This is a genomic window from Escherichia sp. E4742 (assembly GCF_005843885.1).
Classification (GTDB): domain Bacteria; phylum Pseudomonadota; class Gammaproteobacteria; order Enterobacterales; family Enterobacteriaceae; genus Escherichia.
This window is the reverse complement of sequence record NZ_CP040443.1, coordinates 1,393,222-1,409,752: the sequence shown is the minus strand read 5'-3', so window position 1 is coordinate 1,409,752 and position 16,531 is coordinate 1,393,222. Positions and strand designations below refer to the sequence as shown.

At 51.4% G+C, this 16,531-nt stretch carries 20 protein-coding genes and 1 pseudogene; 4 read left to right on the top strand and 17 right to left on the bottom strand.

Features of this window, described 5'->3' with window-relative positions; all coding sequences use genetic code 11:
• Positions 1–59 precede the first annotated feature (59 nt).
• The 4 genes from dolP to lpoA are packed head-to-tail and all read right to left on the bottom strand — an operon-like array spanning position 60 to position 3,644.
• Positions 60–635, bottom strand: a complete 576-nt coding sequence (gene dolP / locus FEM44_RS06775) for a division/outer membrane stress-associated lipid-binding lipoprotein (protein WP_000646037.1) — start codon at positions 633–635, stop codon at positions 60–62.
• Positions 636–644: 9 nt separating this feature from the next.
• Positions 645–1,235: a DnaA initiator-associating protein DiaA gene (diaA, locus tag FEM44_RS06770; protein WP_001158034.1), complete on the bottom strand. Its 591-nt coding sequence runs from the start codon at positions 1,233–1,235 to the stop codon at positions 645–647.
• 19 nt (positions 1,236–1,254) lie between these two features.
• Entirely contained in the window at positions 1,255–1,650 is a 396-nt protein-coding gene (locus tag FEM44_RS06765) for a YraN family protein (protein WP_135523937.1), read from the bottom strand.
• Positions 1,608–3,644, bottom strand: coding sequence for a penicillin-binding protein activator LpoA (lpoA, locus tag FEM44_RS06760; RefSeq protein ID WP_135523938.1), 2,037 nt, complete (start codon positions 3,642–3,644; stop codon positions 1,608–1,610). Before lpoA ends, FEM44_RS06765 begins: the two co-directional genes overlap by 43 nt.
• A 64-nt stretch (positions 3,645–3,708) precedes the next feature.
• Here lpoA and rsmI point away from each other — a divergent pair, with 64 nt between their 5' ends.
• A complete protein-coding gene (rsmI, locus tag FEM44_RS06755) occupies positions 3,709–4,572 on the top strand; it encodes a 16S rRNA (cytidine(1402)-2'-O)-methyltransferase (RefSeq protein ID WP_135523939.1) in 864 nt (287 codons plus the stop codon).
• A gap of 42 nt (positions 4,573–4,614) precedes the next feature.
• Here rsmI and FEM44_RS06750 read toward each other — a convergent pair whose 3' ends face one another.
• The 13 genes from FEM44_RS06750 to kbaZ all read right to left on the bottom strand — a co-directional run bounded on the left by FEM44_RS06750 (position 4,615) and on the right by kbaZ (position 14,796).
• Positions 4,615–4,917: a helix-turn-helix domain-containing protein gene (locus FEM44_RS06750; RefSeq protein ID WP_135523940.1), complete on the bottom strand. Its 303-nt coding sequence runs from the start codon at positions 4,915–4,917 to the stop codon at positions 4,615–4,617.
• A gap of 2 nt (positions 4,918–4,919) precedes the next feature.
• Positions 4,920–5,387: a type II toxin-antitoxin system RelE/ParE family toxin gene (locus tag FEM44_RS06745; protein WP_240726910.1), complete on the bottom strand. Its 468-nt coding sequence runs from the start codon at positions 5,385–5,387 to the stop codon at positions 4,920–4,922.
• 36 nt (positions 5,388–5,423) lie between these two features.
• Positions 5,424–6,191 carry a galactosamine-6-phosphate isomerase gene (locus FEM44_RS06740; RefSeq protein ID WP_135523941.1) on the bottom strand — a complete coding sequence of 256 codons (768 nt, stop codon included), beginning with the start codon at positions 6,189–6,191 and terminating at the stop codon, positions 5,424–5,426.
• Positions 6,192–6,983, bottom strand: a complete 792-nt coding sequence (gene agaD / locus FEM44_RS06735; protein ID WP_135523942.1) for a PTS galactosamine transporter subunit IID — start codon at positions 6,981–6,983, stop codon at positions 6,192–6,194.
• The gene (gene agaC / locus FEM44_RS06730) at positions 6,973–7,776 is read right to left on the bottom strand and encodes a PTS galactosamine transporter subunit IIC (RefSeq protein ID WP_135523943.1); all 804 of its coding nucleotides are present in this window, start codon (positions 7,774–7,776) and stop codon (positions 6,973–6,975) included. Before agaC ends, agaD begins: the two co-directional genes overlap by 11 nt.
• A gap of 38 nt (positions 7,777–7,814) precedes the next feature.
• Positions 7,815–8,291, bottom strand: coding sequence for a PTS galactosamine transporter subunit IIB (agaB, locus tag FEM44_RS06725; protein WP_135523944.1), 477 nt, complete (start codon positions 8,289–8,291; stop codon positions 7,815–7,817).
• Between the two features lie 167 nt (positions 8,292–8,458).
• Complete coding sequence (gene kbaY, locus FEM44_RS06720) at positions 8,459–9,319, bottom strand: tagatose-bisphosphate aldolase subunit KbaY (RefSeq protein ID WP_135519703.1); 861 nt, start codon at positions 9,317–9,319, stop codon at positions 8,459–8,461.
• A 12-nt stretch (positions 9,320–9,331) separates the two neighbouring features.
• Entirely contained in the window at positions 9,332–10,486 is a 1,155-nt protein-coding gene (locus FEM44_RS06715; protein WP_135523945.1) for an AgaS family sugar isomerase, read from the bottom strand.
• Between the two features lie 423 nt (positions 10,487–10,909).
• Positions 10,910–11,344, bottom strand: a complete 435-nt coding sequence (agaF, locus tag FEM44_RS06710; RefSeq protein WP_000948829.1) for a PTS galactosamine/N-acetylgalactosamine transporter subunit IIA — start codon at positions 11,342–11,344, stop codon at positions 10,910–10,912.
• A gap of 17 nt (positions 11,345–11,361) precedes the next feature.
• Positions 11,362–12,240, bottom strand: coding sequence for a PTS N-acetylgalactosamine transporter subunit IID (agaE, locus tag FEM44_RS06705; protein ID WP_001295548.1), 879 nt, complete (start codon positions 12,238–12,240; stop codon positions 11,362–11,364).
• Positions 12,230–13,009 carry a PTS N-acetylgalactosamine transporter subunit IIC gene (gene agaW / locus FEM44_RS06700; RefSeq protein ID WP_000406214.1) on the bottom strand — a complete coding sequence of 260 codons (780 nt, stop codon included), beginning with the start codon at positions 13,007–13,009 and terminating at the stop codon, positions 12,230–12,232. Before agaW ends, agaE begins: the two co-directional genes overlap by 11 nt.
• A 10-nt stretch (positions 13,010–13,019) precedes the next feature.
• A complete protein-coding gene (gene agaV / locus FEM44_RS06695; protein WP_002461030.1) occupies positions 13,020–13,493 on the bottom strand; it encodes a PTS N-acetylgalactosamine transporter subunit IIB in 474 nt (157 codons plus the stop codon).
• 22 nt (positions 13,494–13,515) lie between these two features.
• The gene (gene kbaZ, locus FEM44_RS06690) at positions 13,516–14,796 is read right to left on the bottom strand and encodes a tagatose-bisphosphate aldolase subunit KbaZ (RefSeq protein WP_135523946.1); all 1,281 of its coding nucleotides are present in this window, start codon (positions 14,794–14,796) and stop codon (positions 13,516–13,518) included.
• A gap of 248 nt (positions 14,797–15,044) precedes the next feature.
• Between kbaZ and agaR the strand changes: the two genes are divergently transcribed.
• The 3 genes and pseudogenes from agaR to FEM44_RS06675 form a co-directional block, all read left to right on the top strand.
• Positions 15,045–15,869 carry an aga operon transcriptional regulator AgaR gene (gene agaR / locus FEM44_RS06685; protein WP_135523947.1) on the top strand — a complete coding sequence of 275 codons (825 nt, stop codon included), beginning with the start codon at positions 15,045–15,047 and terminating at the stop codon, positions 15,867–15,869.
• A gap of 6 nt (positions 15,870–15,875) precedes the next feature.
• The gene (locus FEM44_RS06680) at positions 15,876–16,016 is read left to right on the top strand and encodes a glycerate kinase (protein ID WP_138158954.1); all 141 of its coding nucleotides are present in this window, start codon (positions 15,876–15,878) and stop codon (positions 16,014–16,016) included.
• Positions 15,992–16,511 (top strand): annotated as a pseudogene (locus FEM44_RS06675) (glycerate kinase); the annotation flags it as partial. The gene FEM44_RS06680 and the pseudogene FEM44_RS06675, both read left to right, overlap by 25 nt.
• Between the last annotated feature and the right edge of the window lie 20 nt (positions 16,512–16,531).

The window sequence follows — 16,531 nt, the reverse complement described above, 5'->3', positions numbered from 1 at the left end:
TAGTCGTTGTAGGCCTGATAAGACGCGGCAAGCGTCGCATCAGGCATTACAAGGGGCTGCTATTTAATAAACGTAAACGCTGTGGTTACACGCTTCACGCCGCTAACCCGGCTGGCAATATCTGCTGCCGCTTTCGCTTCACGTTCAGTCACCAGCCCCATCAGGAACACTTCACCATTTTCGGTGGTCACTTTCACGTTGGACGATTTCACCAGATCGCTGGTTAAGAGCTGCGAACGCACTTTGGTGGTGATCCACGTATCGTTAGATGCTTCGCCCAGACCAATTGGCTGGCCCTGACGAATCTCGTTATACACTTCATTCGCGCCATCTACGCCCATAGCAATCTGTTTGGCGCGAGCCGAAAGCTCAGAGTTTGGTGACTGCCCAACCAGCAGCACTTTGCCCTGATAGGCCGTTACATTAATACGCGCTTCTTTCTTAATCTGTTCGTCTTTCGACAATGCGCTGTTCACGCGCACTTCCAGAGTACCATCGTCCACCTGGGTACCGACACTGCGTGGGTCAGTTGCGGCTTTGGTACCCACAGCAGCAGTACCCACAACGGCAGCGGCAACACAACCTTGCAACAGCAGCGCGGAAATAAGGACTGCGATTGGCGATAATGCCTTCATGTATTCTCCTTAATCATCCTGGTGAGGGAAAAGCGTGTTATCGATCAGATCGCACAGGCAATTTACCGTCAGCATATGCATTTCCTGAATGCGAGCACTACGATGCGAAGGAATGCGGATCTCCACATCCTGCGGCCCTAACAAACCTGCAAGTTCACCGCCGTCATAGCCGGTTAATGCCACAATGGTCATATCACGCGTAACGGCGGCTTCAACGGCTTTTACGATATCGCGGCTGTTACCGCGAGTAGAAATGGCTAACAACACGTCTCCCGCATGCCCCAGCGCCCGCACCTGTTTTGCATACACTTCATCATGTAAGCGATCGTTGGCAATCGCCGTTAAGACAACATTATCAGTATTTAGTGCAATGGCAGGTAGGCTGGGCCGCTCCGTTTCGAAACGGTTGATCATGCTGGCAGCAAAATGCTGTGCGTTGGCAGCGGAGGTTCCATTACCACAACAGAGGATTTTGTTGCCATTGAGCAGAGACTGAACCAGCGTCATGGCTGCACGGGAGATGGCATCCGGAAGCGCCTCTGCTGCCGCAATTTGAGTTTGAATGCTTTCAGTGAAGCAAGCTTTAATTCTTTCTTGCACGCTAATCCTTAAACCTTAATTATGAGTGGTCATTAAAGGCATCCTTAATCCACTCAATCTCATTCCCGGTGAAGGCTACCACATCGAACCGGCAATCCACAGTATCAAAACTCCCATTATGACGCGCGAGCCACAAGCGGGCAGTCTGTAATAATTTGTGTTGTTTGCTGCGGGTCACACTGGCTACCGCGCCGCCGTATAGGGCAGAGCGGCGGTAGCGCACTTCGACAAAAACGGTGGTCTGGCCTTCACGCATTATCAGATCGATCTCGCCGCCACGCTCGTTCACGTTAGCGGCGATAAACCGCAGTCCTTTGCCTTCCAGCCAGCGACGCGCTTGCGCTTCCCACGCATCGCCGGTCTGTTTAGTGGTTAACTGGCGGGGACTACCTGACCTTGTTGGTACTGTAGCCATGATAACTTCCTGTTAATCACGCAATCCGGGTTAGCCGTCAGACCTCCGGTATTACCGTTGATTTCAAAACCCTGAACCTGGCGCATTTGTGAGAAATGATTTGCCAACGACCAGGCATCAACACCCATTGCATACATGCGAGCCAGCGAATAATCGTTATTCACTGCGCTTAGTGCTTGCTGCATTAACGGTAGATTACCGCCCGCCAGCATCGGGATCTCGCTGTACTGTAATCCTTCCATCTCAAGTCGGAAATCAGGGCCAGCGGAGCCTTGTGCGCTGCGGGAACTGGCGTACAGCGTTGCGCCGCTATGGCTGCCGTTACGCATGGCGATCATCGGTTTGACGAAAGCGATTTCGCCCGGCGTTGCCACAATATAGACCGCGTCGACACGTCCACCGTTATTAGTGAACTGGTCATCGGTTGGGGTGGTTTGCAGCGTCGGATTGTTTGTGGTCATGCCGGAATCGGTTGTCGCTCTGGGGGTAATCGGGCTACCCGTTAAGGCGATGCCGGAGCCGCCGTTCACGCCCGCGCGTAATTCGCTGATGGAACCAAATTTTTGTTGCAGAACGGTGCCGCCACCCAATTTCTGCCACTCTTGCGCGAAGGCGTTTGCTACGCGGTCGCCAAGCGAACTGCGCGGGATCAGCACCAGCGGCGCCTGTTTCCCCTGGTCACGAATATGACGTGCCGCATCGCGTGCTTCATCTTCCGGCGATAGCGCGAAGTAACAGATATTAGCGCGGTTTTCGATATTTTCCGGCTGATTCAGCGCCAGTACGTTCAGTGGCGTGTTGCTCTTCAGCAACTCCTCAACGTTATTTTTCAGCAGCGGACCGACCACAATGCTCGCGCCGTCCTGCTGAACCTGGTTGAGGATCTGGCTAAGCGGTTGTGAAGAGGTATCGTAGATTTTCAGTTCTGCGGCTGGATTCGCTGGCGTGCTTACCGCCGCAGTACTTGCCGCAGGGGAGCTTACAGGCACCGGCTGCGCTGCGGTTTCTTCACCCGTTAGATCGCTAACCGAGGCTTGTGCCGGGCTGGCAACGCCATCCACGGTTTGTGGCTGGGGTTGTTCTGCTACGTCAGCGGCAGGTGCGGCAGCTACCTGAACAGCCACTGGCTGAGTGCCAATGTTTTTCGCCGCTTCAAAGCCTTGCTGAATTGTGCGACCAAATACCGCAGCCTGACCATTCAACGGCAGCAGCAGGGCGATTTTATTGGTTGACGCTGGTTTGAAAGCTTTTACGTTTACCAACTGCGTTGGCAGCATTTTCGCGCCCGGGTTGTTCGGATAACGTTTTTGCCAGTCGGCGATCCCGGCTTTCATCATGTTGGGATCGTTACGGTTATCAAACCAGACGCGTTGCAGATCCAGCCAGCCTTGCAGGATATTTTCGTCGGCGTTAATCACCAGCGTATTCGCCTGCTGTTGGGTCATGGACGATAGCGCCTGCCAGGTAGCGTCAATATTCTGTTGCTTTTCCTTCGCGCCGAGCAGAGGTTCCTGGGCGACTAACGCACGCAGTAATTCAATGGAAGGACGTCCCTGGCTGGCATCGATTTTCGCCTGCCAGTAGCGCGCCTGCTGGTTTTGTTCTAAATCGGTCGGCGTGATTTTTGCCAACAAGGTCTGTGCGCCAGTAAAATCTTTTTGTGCCAGCTTGATTTCTACCGCCAGCAGCGTTTTCTCGCGACGCTGGGTATCGTTTAGTTCTTGCGGTAGTTGGTTAAACAACTCCACCGCTTGCCCGGTTTTGCCTTCTTTCACCAGTGCACGAATGGCGAGTAATTGCCAGTTGATCCTGGTATCATCAGAGCTTTGCTGCATCTGCTGTAGATAAAAGGCAGAATCGGCCTGCGCCGTCCCCTGCATGTAGGCAGTGGACTGATCGGGGGTATGGGTGCCACAACCGGCGAAAATCAGGGCTGCCAGAACAACAGGCAGACAACGCGCGGCTTTCAAACGAGAAAATGTTGAGGGTACCATAATGTATCCAGTGATATTTTTTTTACGCAATGCTCAATATTAAATCGGCAATACGGACGACACAATGAAACAACACCAATCGGCGGATAATTCTCAAGGCCAGCTCTATATTGTACCTACGCCAATCGGTAATCTGGCGGACATTACCCAGCGTGCGCTTGAGGTATTGCAGGCCGTTGATCTGATTGCTGCCGAGGATACCCGTCATACTGGTTTACTGCTGCAACATTTTGGGATAAACGCCCGGTTGTTCGCGCTTCATGACCATAATGAACAACAAAAAGCCGAAACGTTGCTGGCGAAGCTACAGGAAGGGCAAAACATTGCGCTGGTTTCCGATGCCGGAACGCCGCTGATTAACGACCCGGGCTACCATCTGGTGCGTACCTGCCGGGAAGCGGGAGTTCGCGTAGTGCCACTACCGGGGCCGTGTGCTGCCATCACTGCGTTAAGCGCTGCGGGTTTACCATCAGATCGTTTTTGTTATGAAGGCTTCCTGCCTGCCAAATCAAAAGGCCGCCGCGATGCGTTGAAAGCCATTGAAGCGGAACCACGTACGCTGATTTTTTATGAATCCACCCACCGTCTGCTAGATAGCCTTGAAGATATCGTTGCGGTATTAGGCGAATCGCGCTACGTGGTGCTGGCACGTGAGCTCACCAAAACCTGGGAAACCATTCACGGCGCGCCCGTTGGCGAGCTGCTGGCGTGGGTAAAAGAAGATGAAAACCGCCGCAAAGGCGAAATGGTACTGATTGTCGAAGGACATAAAGCGCAGGAAGAGGACTTACCCGCCGATGCCCTGCGCACGCTGGCGCTGTTACAGGCAGAACTGCCGCTGAAAAAAGCAGCGGCGCTGGCCGCAGAAATTCACGGCGTGAAGAAAAATGCGCTGTATAAGTATGCGCTGGAGCAGCAAGGGGAGTGATATCTCTCCGTGGCCCCGTTTGAAGAACCCAGGGGCCACTTGCTAAACAATCAGTCGTTTTAGTGAGCCGAACAGATCGATGCCGATAGCATTTGCATAACTAAAAACAACATCTAACGTTGGTGAACTTTCTCCTTTTTCAAATTTACTCACTGCTTGTCGGGTAACACCAAGTTGCTTCGCTACAGCGGTTTGGCTCAGATTGAGAGCTTTGCGTTTGTCCACGAGTTGGGAAAGAACGGCTTTGCGTTGTACAACAACATCAAGAGCATTCGCGGTTGCTTCGTCCTTAAGTAATTCTGTTTTCACCTCTTCCCAGTGATGTAACTCGATATTTTTCTTCATTTCTATTTCTCCCGGGAGCTTGCTTTGTTTGTCGAAAGAAAGGCCTTATAACGTGCTAAACCTAACTCGATGTTGGCTTTAGGCGTTTTGTTCGTTTTTTTAGTAAAGATATGTGTGATGACCCATAGCCCTTGATGAAAGTGAAAATAAAACCCCCTTAACCAGTGGCTCTGACTATGTGTTTTAATTTCATACATATCCCCTTGAACTTTTTCGGTATTTACCAGGGAAGAGCAGGGACCTAACTCTTCGAAATCGTCAATAGCAGCAATGAATTCCGCGCGATCAATTGCGCTAAGAACAAACAATTCTTCTCTGGCCACACTTAACAACATGACTGGAAAATTTTTATCGCGTTTTTTGTTAGTCTGATTTTTTGCTATCTTTTTGTCAACCTGTAGGTTTACATTGTGATGGAATAATAACGGGGGATGTTCATACTGAACCGGAACGAAGTGCTCAAAACTCATGAGCACTTTTTTTATTTTGCCGGGCTAAGGGGGATGTTAACGACGACACATTTCATCAATCACGCATGTGAAATGGTTATGCAGCCATAAAAACGAAGCCGGGATAGTGGTGGAGACTTTAGCCGTGAGAAAACGTTCTGTCGCATCCTGCTTTCCTTCGCCAGTCACCAGTAACAAAACTTCGCGGGCATTGAGAATATCCTTCAAGCCTAAGGTGATTCCACGAGTCACGGGGCGACCAGCGGTTTTTAACATCTCGTGTTGCTGCGTTCTGGCATCAAGTTGGCTGATATGGCAGGCCGGTTGCAGGCTTTCTCCCGGTTCGTTCAGCCCAAGATGACCGTTTTTCCCTAGTCCGAGAACGCACAAATCGAGACCGCCTTTGCGCGCAATCAGATTCGTTACCCGCTCGCATTCTGTCTCGTTTATCTCTTCGGAGCGAAAGCTGATGAGCTGGTCTTCACGTAACCCCAGCGGCTGCACGATATGCTGCTGAAGGAAGGTTTCGCAGGTGCCGGGCAGGGTTAATGGCAGATCCACCCATTCGTCGAGCTTCACGAAGGTCAGCTGGCTGACATCAACGTGCTGCTGGTGGATTTTTTCCACCAGATAATAATACGTCAGTAATGGCGTGGCTCCTGTCGCCAGGCAGATCACGGCGTTCGGTTTACTACGAATCACACCTAATAAATATTCGCTGGCACGTTCACCTAACGCCGCATAGTTTTCAACTTGCTGAAGGATTTGCACAGGATGAAATTCCTTAAGTAAAGAGGCACCGTCAGACGCGGTGCCTCGTTCCATTTATAAAATGCCGAATGCGGAACAAACAATAGAGAGCACAAAAGTCACGCCGATTAACAGCACCGGATGCGCTTTTTTCACCCGCAGGAAGTAATACATCAGCAGGGTATAAGCCATCGGCAAAATATTCGGGAAGACTTTATCGAAGAAATCCTGTTGCAGGGCGACGCTGTGGGCACTGTCGATAGCAAACGACGTCACCACGTTAATATGCACATATGAAGCGATCAGCCCGCCAATTACCGTGATCCCGAGGATGGTTGCCGAACGGGCGATCATCTGCGAGTTTTCTCTAACTTTATCGATAGCCTTTACGCCGACCGAATAACCAACGTGGGTCCAGCCGACGCGCAGGAAAAAGATAATCAGGTACACGGCGAAGAACAGTATCGGCCCCAGCAGGTTTCCCTGGCTGGCAAATGATGAGCAAATTCCCGCCATAATCGGCAACAAAGTGAACCAGAAAATCGCATCGCCAATCCCGGCGATTGGACCAAACAGCGCCACTTTAAGGCCTTTAATGGTGTCGCGGTTTTCCCCTTTCTCTTCCATCGAAATTAATAACCCCATCAGGAATCCGACCAGATTCGGGTGGGTATTAATAAATTCGAGGTTATCTTTCATCGCCGCGCTTAAGCCCGGTTTGTCGTCCTTATAAATCTTTTTCAGGATTGGCAACATCGCCCAGGTAAAGCCGCCTGCCTGCATCCTTTCGTAGTTAAAGCTCGCTTGCAGCAGCGACGAACGAAAGCCCAGACGGGTGATATCTTTTTTACTGATTTCAGATCCCATTGCTGTAGTCCTCTTCTTCATTTTTACTGGCAACGGGCTGCGGTTGCGCTTGCTGCCGGGATTTCGCATTGAAAAACTCATACACCGCAAAGCCTGCTCCCAGTACGGCAACCGGCAACAGGTTGCTGACCTGGATGTAACAAACAAACAGGAAACCGGCGATCAGGTAAGGGATATATTGCGCTTTGAACATCACGCGCAGCAGCAAGCCAAAACCAACGGCAGGTAGAATGCCGCCAGCCACTTCAAAGCCGTGGGTCAACCAGGCGGGCATTGCTTTTACCAGCGCCTGCATCGCACCCTGCGCCAGGTAAGTACAGAGGAAAGCAATCACTGCATACGCTGAAGCGACAATCAGCATCGTTGTCCAGTTAAGTCGGGAAAACGCTGCCGTATCTGCCTCTTGTGCGCATTTATCGGCTTTGCTCATAAATAGCGAGAATGCCGAATAGAAGAACAGAATGACGTACTGCATTAACAGGCTAAACGGCAGACCAAGACCAATCGCCGTTTTTGCATCGACGCCCGTAGACCATGCAATAACGGTAGTCATCAGACCCGCCATAATCGGGTTAGGCGGCTGAACACCACCGGCAGGGGTTAATCCGGCGAAAGCCAGTTCTGTCAGACCACCGGTAATTAAGCCAGTTTGAATATCACCGAGAATAGCGCCAGTCAGGGTACAAACGATTATCGGGCGGAATAAAAATAAGGCTTCCAGCCAAAAATCAATCCCCAGAACGAATACTAATGCCGCCAGGGATAATCCCTGAATTAGGGTTATTTCATGCATTTTTATTACCTCAAACCAATATTAAGGCGATTTTAGATTTAGTCAGGAATTTGTTCTTTTTGATCGCCGGGGACGTCCTGGATAAAAATATTCACGCCGCGTTGTTTAATAAAATGTAAGTCCGTGAGATCTTGAGAATCGACATACACTTTACTGCTGATTTGCTTTTTCCCTTCCGAGAAATGCATATTGCCGACGTTGACATCTTTCAGATCAATGCCACCTTCGACCAATTTACGCACCGTTTGCGGCGTACGGCAAATCAGGAAAATCTTCTGATGTGGCGCAGCCTTGCCGATGACGTTAATGGTTTTTTCGACAGTAAAGAAACGGATACCAAAGCCGTAGGTTTCCGCAGTAATACCCATCAGTTTTTGTTGGATATCATCGTTAGCGACAACATCATCCACGACCACCAGCAGATTCGCACCGATGGTGGATGTCCAGGTCACGCCAACCTGGCCATGAACCAGACGGTTATCAATACGGGTTAAGAGAATATTTGGACTGCTCATTCTGTAATCCTCACCATAAAAGTTGAATAATATAATTTTTTTAAATATATTATCGTTGCGACATTGTACTGATGTATTTATTAAGGTTTACTCATTTCCTTTATCATTAAGGCACTACCCGATATTAGTCGAGCAGTACTTATTAATAAATCGTATAAAACTAATGATTATGCTGAAATTCTATTTGCTGAACCACAGACATTAATTTTATTTCTGACCACTTCTTTCATTGCATCCATGCCGACGCGCATATAATAGCGAGGATCATTACCCTGCGGATTTTCCGCAAACCACGCTTTTACTGCGCCTGCGAAAGCAATTTTTAATTCTGTGGCAACGTTCACTTTTGTGACGCCAAGTTCAATAGTGCGACGGACAAATTCATCCGGGACATCGCTGGCACCATGCAGCACCAGAGGAACATCCACCACTTCACGAATTTCCGCCAGTCGCTGGAAATCAATCTTCGGCGTTTTGCTGTATAAGCCGTGCGCCGTACCAATCGCCACCGCCAGGCTGTCGACGCCAGTCAGTTCGACAAAGCGTCTGGCTTCTTGTGGGTCGGTGAGAAACGCGCTTTCGGCGTCAACGCTCATATCATCTTCCACACCGCCCAGACGGCCCAGTTCTGCTTCCACGCTGCAATCCTGCGAGTGGCAGAAGTCGACAACCGATTTCACCAGCTTCACGTTTTCGGCAAACGGGAAGTGACTGCCGTCGATCATCGCACTGCGCACGCCTGCGTGGACTTTACGGCGAATATCATCCAGCGATTCGTGGTGATCGAGATGCAGCGCCAGCGGCATGTTGTAGGTTGTGGAATAGGCGCTACACAGGGCGTAGATCTCTTCCAGCGCGATATGCTTAAAGGTGCCAGGCGTCCCGGCGAGGATCACCGGCGATCGCATTTCGCTACATACTTCGAGGATCGCCTGGATCGTCTCGGCGTTATGGATGTTAAACGCAGGCACCGCGTAGCCATTGGCCTGGGCGTCCTGTAACAGATATTTGGTGGAGATAATGCTCATAATGCGATCCTCTTATGCCTGCCACGGATGAATGATTACGCCTTGCACCACGCGGTTTACGGTGCCACTGGCTGATGGGGAATCCGGCGTATTGCCTATATGCAGCGACTGCATCAGTGCAAACGTCTGGGCGTACATCAGGAAGCAAAATGCCTGCTCAACGTCGATAAAGTGACGGGATGGCGGCAGGATGATATGCGGGCCGGCGGCAACAACGTCGTTGCTTTCAGCGGCGATGGCGATTACGCGCATTGCCTGGTTGTCATGGCGGAGTTCTGCCAGCAGATCAAGATCATACTGACGGGTGTAAGGGTGGCTGGAGACAAACACCACTACCAGCGTTTCGTCATCGACCAGCGATTTCGGGCCATGACGGAATCCGGTCGGGGAATCATAAAAGGCCGCCAGTTTACCCGCCGTCAGTTCCAGCACTTTTAGCGCCGACTCGCGTGCCGCGCCCTGTAAGCCACCGCTGCCGAGATAAACGATCCGTTTCCAGGGGGCGTAACCAAACACGCCTTCGCTGAAATCGCCGAGCGAGGTCACGATCGCCTGGCAACGATCCGCTACGTCGCGGAAGGTCTGGCTGTTGATCGTCTCAGGTGCGAAAACCGCGAGGCAGCTGGCCATCATGGTGGTGATGCTGCTGGTCATCGCAAAGCCGCGATCGTGCGTTTCTGCGGGCATCAGCAGGGCAAACGCGTTGTCGCTGTTGATCGCGTTTTGGTAAAGAGCACCCGCTTCGTTGCAGGTGATCGGCAGGTGATAGCACTCCGGTACAAACTGATTAGCCAGTTCCACGGCAGCAACGCTTTCCGGGCTGTTGCCGGAACGCCCGAAGGAGATCAACAGAAGCGGATGAGCTGGATTCAGGTAGTCCATTGGATTGGTAACCAGATCGGTGGTCGGTACGGCGCTGAAGTTTTTGCCGGTATGGCTGGCAAGCCACGGCGCGATGATGTCACCGATAAATGCCGAGGTTCCGGCTCCGGTCAGGATTACCCGCAGATTCTCTTTGCGCAGTAACGGTTCAAGGAAGTTATTGAGCGCGGAACGTAGCGCGTCGATGTTGGTGAGTGAACGGATCCATGCGCGAGGCTGATGACGGATCTCTTCTTCAGTCCATGTGCCGGTGGTCGCGGCAGCAGGGGTGTAATTTTCTGGCATAACTCAATCCTTAGTCTGATGAACTTGACTTCCGGCGTGGTAGCTTTCGCTTGCCTTTCGTTTCATTTCACTTTGTGATGTCTTTCGTTGATTAAAATTTATAGAAAAGAAACTGAAACTTCAATGGAGAAAAAGGAAATAAAACGAAATCTGTGATCGTTGAAAGAAAAGATAAGGGAAGTGAAAGGGATTGCATGATGGCGTGGATATGTGCACCGATTGCCGGATGCGGCGTAAACGCCTTATCCAGCCTGGCTGTCACCAACCGTAGGTCGGATAAGACGCGCCAGCGTCGCATCCGACACCGGTGCAAAAGTCAAAACAAAAGAAAAAAAGCCTCGGGGGGAAGTAAAAGCCAGATAAAGAAACGAAAGTGTAAAACGCCACTCACTGTCTTTTACTAACAGCGGCGGGGCGCTTACCTCATATTCCTTCCTCGACCGGACATTCTTCATGGCAGCGACCTAACTCGTCCACCAGACTGGTCAGCCCACGGTGTCCACACTCCAGCGCCTGCACGCGGAATTCTTCGCTACTTAAACCTTCGCGCTCCAGCACCATTTCCAGTAATAGTTGCAAATTGGTGCCGGTGATCACTTCACAGCCCGGTTTTTGCATTGCCAGCGTTGAAGCCACGCGAAACGGTGTGCCGCCCAGCAAATCGGTTAGAAAAACAATGCCGTCTTCACAATCAAGTTGGGCGATAGCCTCTTCAAGCTGCGATGTAAGCAGCGCGGTGCTTGAGGTTTCCGGAAAATCGATGGCGATAAACTGCGATTGCTCACCGAGGATTTGCTTCATCGCTTTTTCCATGCCGCTGGCAAATCCGCCATGCCCTGTCAAAATAATACTTAACATCTAATACCTCATTGTATTTAAAGAAAATGGCAAAATTTACCGACGATGCCGAGAACCACGGTCACCGCAATCAGGCGCAGCGGACTCCAGCCGCGGCGTACCAACCAGAACATGGTCAGGGTGTAGACCAGTGGTAAGAAGGCAGGCATCAGTTTGTCGATAACATCAGCCTGTAACTTAACCACTGCGTCGCCCGCCGTGATTTCCAGCGTGGTGCTTAATCGGACATAGGTTGCTACCAGCGCACCGATTACCGTCATCCCAACGATAGACGCTGCATGGCCGACTTTTTTGGTATTCGCTTTAATCAGCGGGATCGCTGCTACGCCCATTCGATACGCGTAATGCGCAAGACCAAAACGCAAACCGAGATGCACCACGTTGAACAGTACAATAAATACGACTGCGCCGAGAATAGAGCCTTGTAGCGCGAGGCTTGCACCTATCCCGCCACAAATCGGCAGTAGCGTTAGCCAGAACATCGCATCGCCAATCCCGCCGAGTGGCGCACCGACGGCAATTTTGGTGCTCTGAATACTGTTAACGTCCTGCTTAGAACGCTCCATCGCAAGGATAATGCCGATCACAAACGTCACCAGAAACGGATGGGTATTGAAGAAACCCATATGCCCCTTCATGGCGCGCGCCAGGTCGCGTTTATTAGTGTGGATCTTTTTCAGTGCTGGCAGCAGACCGTACAGCCAACCGGAAGCCTGCATACGTTCGTAGTTAAAAGACGCTTGTAAAAGCATGGAACGCCAGGCGACGCGGTTGATATCTTTTTTCGTCAGCTCCGCGCCAATGCTCTGATCTTCATACACGTTTTCATTGACGCCAGTCAGCAGTGTTTCTTCATTTTCGCTGACGTTCGGCAGGGTGGTTTGATTAGATGCCATCTTCAAATTCCTCTTTCTGTGCCGCAGGTTGAGTCGGTTCAGGAGATTTACGCAGCAGGTCGATCAGCGCCATCGCCAGCGCAGCGGCAGCAATAGCCAGCACCGGCAGCTTGAGCCAGGCGGCGGCAACAAAGCCCAGGATGAAGTAGGGGATGTAGACGTTTTTCATCATGATTTTCAGCAGCACGGCGAAACCGATTGCTGGCATGATGCCGCCCGCGACGCCGAGGCCGTCGATTAATCGTTGCGGCAGGACATCAATGATGGTTTTTGCATGTTCCGCGCCGAAGTAGATAGGCAGGAAAGCGCAGAGAAAATAGAAGGTACCGAGTGCCAGCAGCGCCAGATAGTTCACGCGCTCAATGCCGCGTGTATCGGCGTTCTCCGCCATCCTGTCGCAGCGAGACATCACGCCAGACATCACCGAGAACAGGAAGGTAATCCCCATCTGTACTGCGACAGCGAAAGGTACGGCGACGCCGACCGCGACATCGGGTTTCACGCCAGTGGTAATGGCAAACGCTGTGCCGACGATAGTACCGATAATCACGTTAGGCGGCTGTGCGCCCGCCAGCGGGGCCAGCCCCATCCACACCAGTTCCAGCGTACCGCCGGTTAAAATACCGGTATGCAGATCGCCAAGTACCAGCCCGACCAACGGGCCGAGGACCACCGGGCGGTGCATATGGGTTAAGCCGTTAAACATATCCAGGCCAGCGATAAAGGCGATAATGCCCAACGCAAATGCCTGCAACAGACTGATTTCCATGATGAATCCCTCAAAGCAATTTAAAGAGGTCCACAGCAGGCTCTGTCGGGACGCCCTGAACGAAGCATTCCACTCCAGCGGCTTTCAGATCGTTAAACGCCGCGATATCGCCCGCATCCACAGAAACCGTTTTGGCGATTTGCTGCTTGCCATTGGCGTAGTGCATATTGCCAACGTTAATGCGGCTAACCGGGACGCCACCTTTAACAAGCGTCAGGAAATCGGCGGGTGTTTTACAAACCAGCAGGATTTTCTGCCGATCGGCGGCGCGATGAATGTTGTCGATAACTTTTTGCAGCGACCAGAAACGTACGGCGATCCCTTCTGCCAGCACCATTTCCATCAGGTTTTGTTGTACCGGATCTTCGGCAACCTCATCATTGGCTACCAGCACCAGATTTGCCCCCGCAAATCCGACCCACTGAACGCCGACCTGACCGTGAATCAAGCGTTCATCAATCCGGCTTAAAACAATATTTGGCATAGCGTGTTCCTCTTTGTTTTGGTTATTGGCCTTCACAGGCTGTGTGGTACTGCGCCAGGATGTCTTGAATGTGGTTGATAATTAACGCCCGTGGCGTCGGTTGCAGCTCGCCGGAGCGAACTTTCACGTACTGCAGCGGCAGATACTGGCTGATGAGCGGTAGCGGAATCGGTGAATCCGCCAGATTACGAACCAGATGGGCGAAAGCGTCATCAATCTGGCTGTCCGGCCAGTAGTAGCGCACGCGATCCGAGTAGCTATAACCACGCGCCAGACGACGTGCGTTGCCGTCACCGTGGTAGTGGCTTTGCCAGTATTCCGGGCGGTCGAGCATCACGTTTTCCAGTACCTGACGCAGACCGGAACAGGCTTTCGCTGGCACCAGTTCTTCTTCAATCGCTGCCAGAGAGAACAGGGCTTCACGCAGGGCGAAGGTCAGCGCCGGGCCGACTTTCAGAATGGCAAAGTGGTCAAGAACCAACTGACGTAACGATTGCGGCGTTTGATAATCCGTAGAGTGAGCTTCGAAAATCAGCGTTTCGTAGTTTTCGATCATCTGGCTTAAGGCAGCCGCTTTGGCGGGCTGATAATCAATAACGTTGGTGTGATCGAATTCGACGCCAGGCTGAACTACCAGCGCGATGATGCGCGGCCAGATGGCATTCAGACCTTGCTTTTCAAAAGCGTGACGATGGGCTTCCAGCGTGGTGCGGGCGGCATCCGGCGTGGTGACAGCCAGTTCGCTTAAGGTTTCATGTGCGCCGCCAGGCACCGGAACTTCGGTGCCAATGACATACACCAGATCAGCCTCGCCAAAGTGTTCACGGCAGGTTTCTTCCGCCACTTTCGCCAGACGAGCGGCGCGTTCGGCAACGATGCCATCGGTTAAGGGAACCGGATCGTCCTGACAGGACATGCTGCAATCAAGGTGAATTTTTTTGAATCCTGCCGCGACGTAGCTTTTAATCAAATCATCGGCATTGACCATCGCCTGAGCGGCAGGCAGGTTTTGCCAGCGGTTTGGCCCCAGATGGTCGCCACCCAGAATCAACGCGTCCTGTGGGAAATTCAGCGAGTCAGCAAGCTGGCAAACAAAGCCGCGAAAATCGGCGGGCGTCATTCCGGTATAACCGCCGAACTGGTCCACCTGATTGGACGTCGCTTCAATCAGTAGCGGCGTTTGGTTTGCACAGGCGTAGCGGATTGCAGCTTCCAGCACCAGCGGATGTGCGGAACAAACGGCATAAATCCCATTTGTTTTGCCCTCTTTATGCTGTCTCACCATTTCTGTCAGATGTTTCACTTTCCTCTCCAGTTCAGATTACTGCAACTTTAATCTTTCGTTTTGTTTCAATTGATACTGCGGCATGGTGAGATAAAAATAAAACGAAAGATAATAGTTTTCTGATCTGATTCACAAAAGAAACACAATGAAAGTTACTGAAACGAGCGTAGCTTGCGTCAATGGGCAAGGTGGGCTTGCATTTGCTTAATAGAAAGGCGTTAATAGGCAAAAAGAAATGAAACGAAAGTTTTACGAAAGGACTTACTATGAGTAATACCGACGCTTCAGGCGAGAAGCGAGTGACAGGCACCAGTGAGCGACGAGAGCAGATCATTCAACGCCTGCGCCAGCAAGGAAGTGTGCAAGTTAATGATCTATCGGCATTGTATGGTGTATCTACTGTGACGATCCGTAACGATCTGGCGTTTCTGGAAAAGCAGGGGATCGCTGTGCGGGCCTATGGGGGCGCGTTGATCTGCGATAGCACGACGCCGTCAGTCGAGCCATCAGTGGAAGATAAAAGCGCGCTCAACACGGCGATGAAACGCAGCGTTGCGAAAGCTGCCGTTGAGTTGATTCAGCCAGGTCATCGGGTGATCCTCGATTCCGGGACCACCACTTTTGAGATTGCTCGTCTGATGCGCAAGCACACTGACGTAATTGCGATGACCAACGGTATGAACGTGGCCAATGCTTTGCTGGAAGCGGAAGGTGTTGAGCTTCTGATGACCGGCGGGCATTTGCGCCGTCAGTCACAATCTTTTTATGGCGATCAGGCTGAACAATCGCTGCAAAATTACCACTTCGATATGCTGTTTCTTGGCGTAGATGCTATTGATCTGGAGCGTGGCGTCAGCACGCATAATGAAGATGAAGCCCGTTTAAACCGTCGGATGTGCGAAGTTGCGGAACGGATCATCGTGGTCACCGATTCCAGTAAGTTCAACCGATCCAGCCTACATAAGATCATCGATACCCAGCGGATCGACATGATCATTGTCGATAAAGGCATTCCTGCAGATAGCCTGGAAGGGCTGCGAAAGGCAGGGGTTGAAGTGATTCTGGTCGAGGAGCACGCGTCTTCGCTGTGACTCACTATGCCCGATAAACGTGTGCTATCGGGCTACGAATTGAATTATCAAGTCACCGGTGCCGGGTTAAATACTGCCAGTTGGGGGATCTCTGGTGACGGTAAAACTGCGTTTATTGAAATGGCGGCAGCAGTCTCAATACTCTGAATACCATTGATATTTCTGGCCTTGATCCGCGTTTAAAGAAAAGAATTGTACGATTCTTGTCGCCTGTGATGTTACCAATCCGCTGGTGGGCGACAGCGGCGCTTCGCGTATCTTTGGCTAATGGAGTTTCCTGGCGCAGAGCTAAAGAGCGGCATTGAGATTGTGACTACGGCCTTAAATCTGGAAGAACATATTCACGATTGCACGCTGGTTATCACCGGAGAAGGGCGCATTGATAGCCAGAGCATCCATGGCAAAGTACCGATTGGGGTGGCTAATGTGGCGAATAAATACAATAAACCGGTAATTGGCATTGCGGGTAGTCTTACGAAGGATGTTGGCGTTGTGCACCAGCATGGTATCGATGCTGTATTCAGCGTGTTAAACAGTATTGTTACGCTGGATGAAGCTTTCAGCGGGGCTTATGACAATATTTACCGAGCTTCGCGCAATATTGCTGCAACACTGGCGATTGGAATGCGCAACGCGGGGTGACAAGGGCGTGTAAACCCTCT

What these genes read in the sequence shown, in the direction of transcription:
- agaV (WP_002461030.1), bottom strand. Translation starts at nt 13,493, where the DNA reads ATGCCAAATATTGTTTTAAGCCGGATTGATGAACGCTTGATTCACGGT.
- agaB (WP_135523944.1), bottom strand. Translation starts at nt 8,291, where the DNA reads ATGAGCAGTCCAAATATTCTCTTAACCCGTATTGATAACCGTCTGGTT.
- agaC (WP_135523943.1), bottom strand. Translation starts at nt 7,776, where the DNA reads ATGCATGAAATAACCCTAATTCAGGGATTATCCCTGGCGGCATTAGTA.
- FEM44_RS06680 (WP_138158954.1), top strand. Translation starts at nt 15,876, where the DNA reads ATGCCCGATAAACGTGTGCTATCGGGCTACGAATTGAATTATCAAGTC.
- rsmI (WP_135523939.1), top strand. Translation starts at nt 3,709, where the DNA reads ATGAAACAACACCAATCGGCGGATAATTCTCAAGGCCAGCTCTATATT.
- agaR (WP_135523947.1), top strand. Translation starts at nt 15,045, where the DNA reads ATGAGTAATACCGACGCTTCAGGCGAGAAGCGAGTGACAGGCACCAGT.
- agaF (WP_000948829.1), bottom strand. Translation starts at nt 11,344, where the DNA reads ATGTTAAGTATTATTTTGACAGGGCATGGCGGATTTGCCAGCGGCATG.
- kbaY (WP_135519703.1), bottom strand. Translation starts at nt 9,319, where the DNA reads ATGAGCATTATCTCCACCAAATATCTGTTACAGGACGCCCAGGCCAAT.
- FEM44_RS06715 (WP_135523945.1), bottom strand. Translation starts at nt 10,486, where the DNA reads ATGCCAGAAAATTACACCCCTGCTGCCGCGACCACCGGCACATGGACT.
- agaE (WP_001295548.1), bottom strand. Translation starts at nt 12,240, where the DNA reads ATGGCATCTAATCAAACCACCCTGCCGAACGTCAGCGAAAATGAAGAA.
- lpoA (WP_135523938.1), bottom strand. Translation starts at nt 3,644, where the DNA reads ATGGTACCCTCAACATTTTCTCGTTTGAAAGCCGCGCGTTGTCTGCCT.
- FEM44_RS06745 (WP_240726910.1), bottom strand. Translation starts at nt 5,387, where the DNA reads ATGAGTTTTGAGCACTTCGTTCCGGTTCAGTATGAACATCCCCCGTTA.
- FEM44_RS06740 (WP_135523941.1), bottom strand. Translation starts at nt 6,191, where the DNA reads ATGGAACGAGGCACCGCGTCTGACGGTGCCTCTTTACTTAAGGAATTT.
- dolP (WP_000646037.1), bottom strand. Translation starts at nt 635, where the DNA reads ATGAAGGCATTATCGCCAATCGCAGTCCTTATTTCCGCGCTGCTGTTG.
- FEM44_RS06765 (WP_135523937.1), bottom strand. Translation starts at nt 1,650, where the DNA reads ATGGCTACAGTACCAACAAGGTCAGGTAGTCCCCGCCAGTTAACCACT.
- FEM44_RS06750 (WP_135523940.1), bottom strand. Translation starts at nt 4,917, where the DNA reads ATGAAGAAAAATATCGAGTTACATCACTGGGAAGAGGTGAAAACAGAA.
- agaW (WP_000406214.1), bottom strand. Translation starts at nt 13,009, where the DNA reads ATGGAAATCAGTCTGTTGCAGGCATTTGCGTTGGGCATTATCGCCTTT.
- agaD (WP_135523942.1), bottom strand. Translation starts at nt 6,983, where the DNA reads ATGGGATCTGAAATCAGTAAAAAAGATATCACCCGTCTGGGCTTTCGT.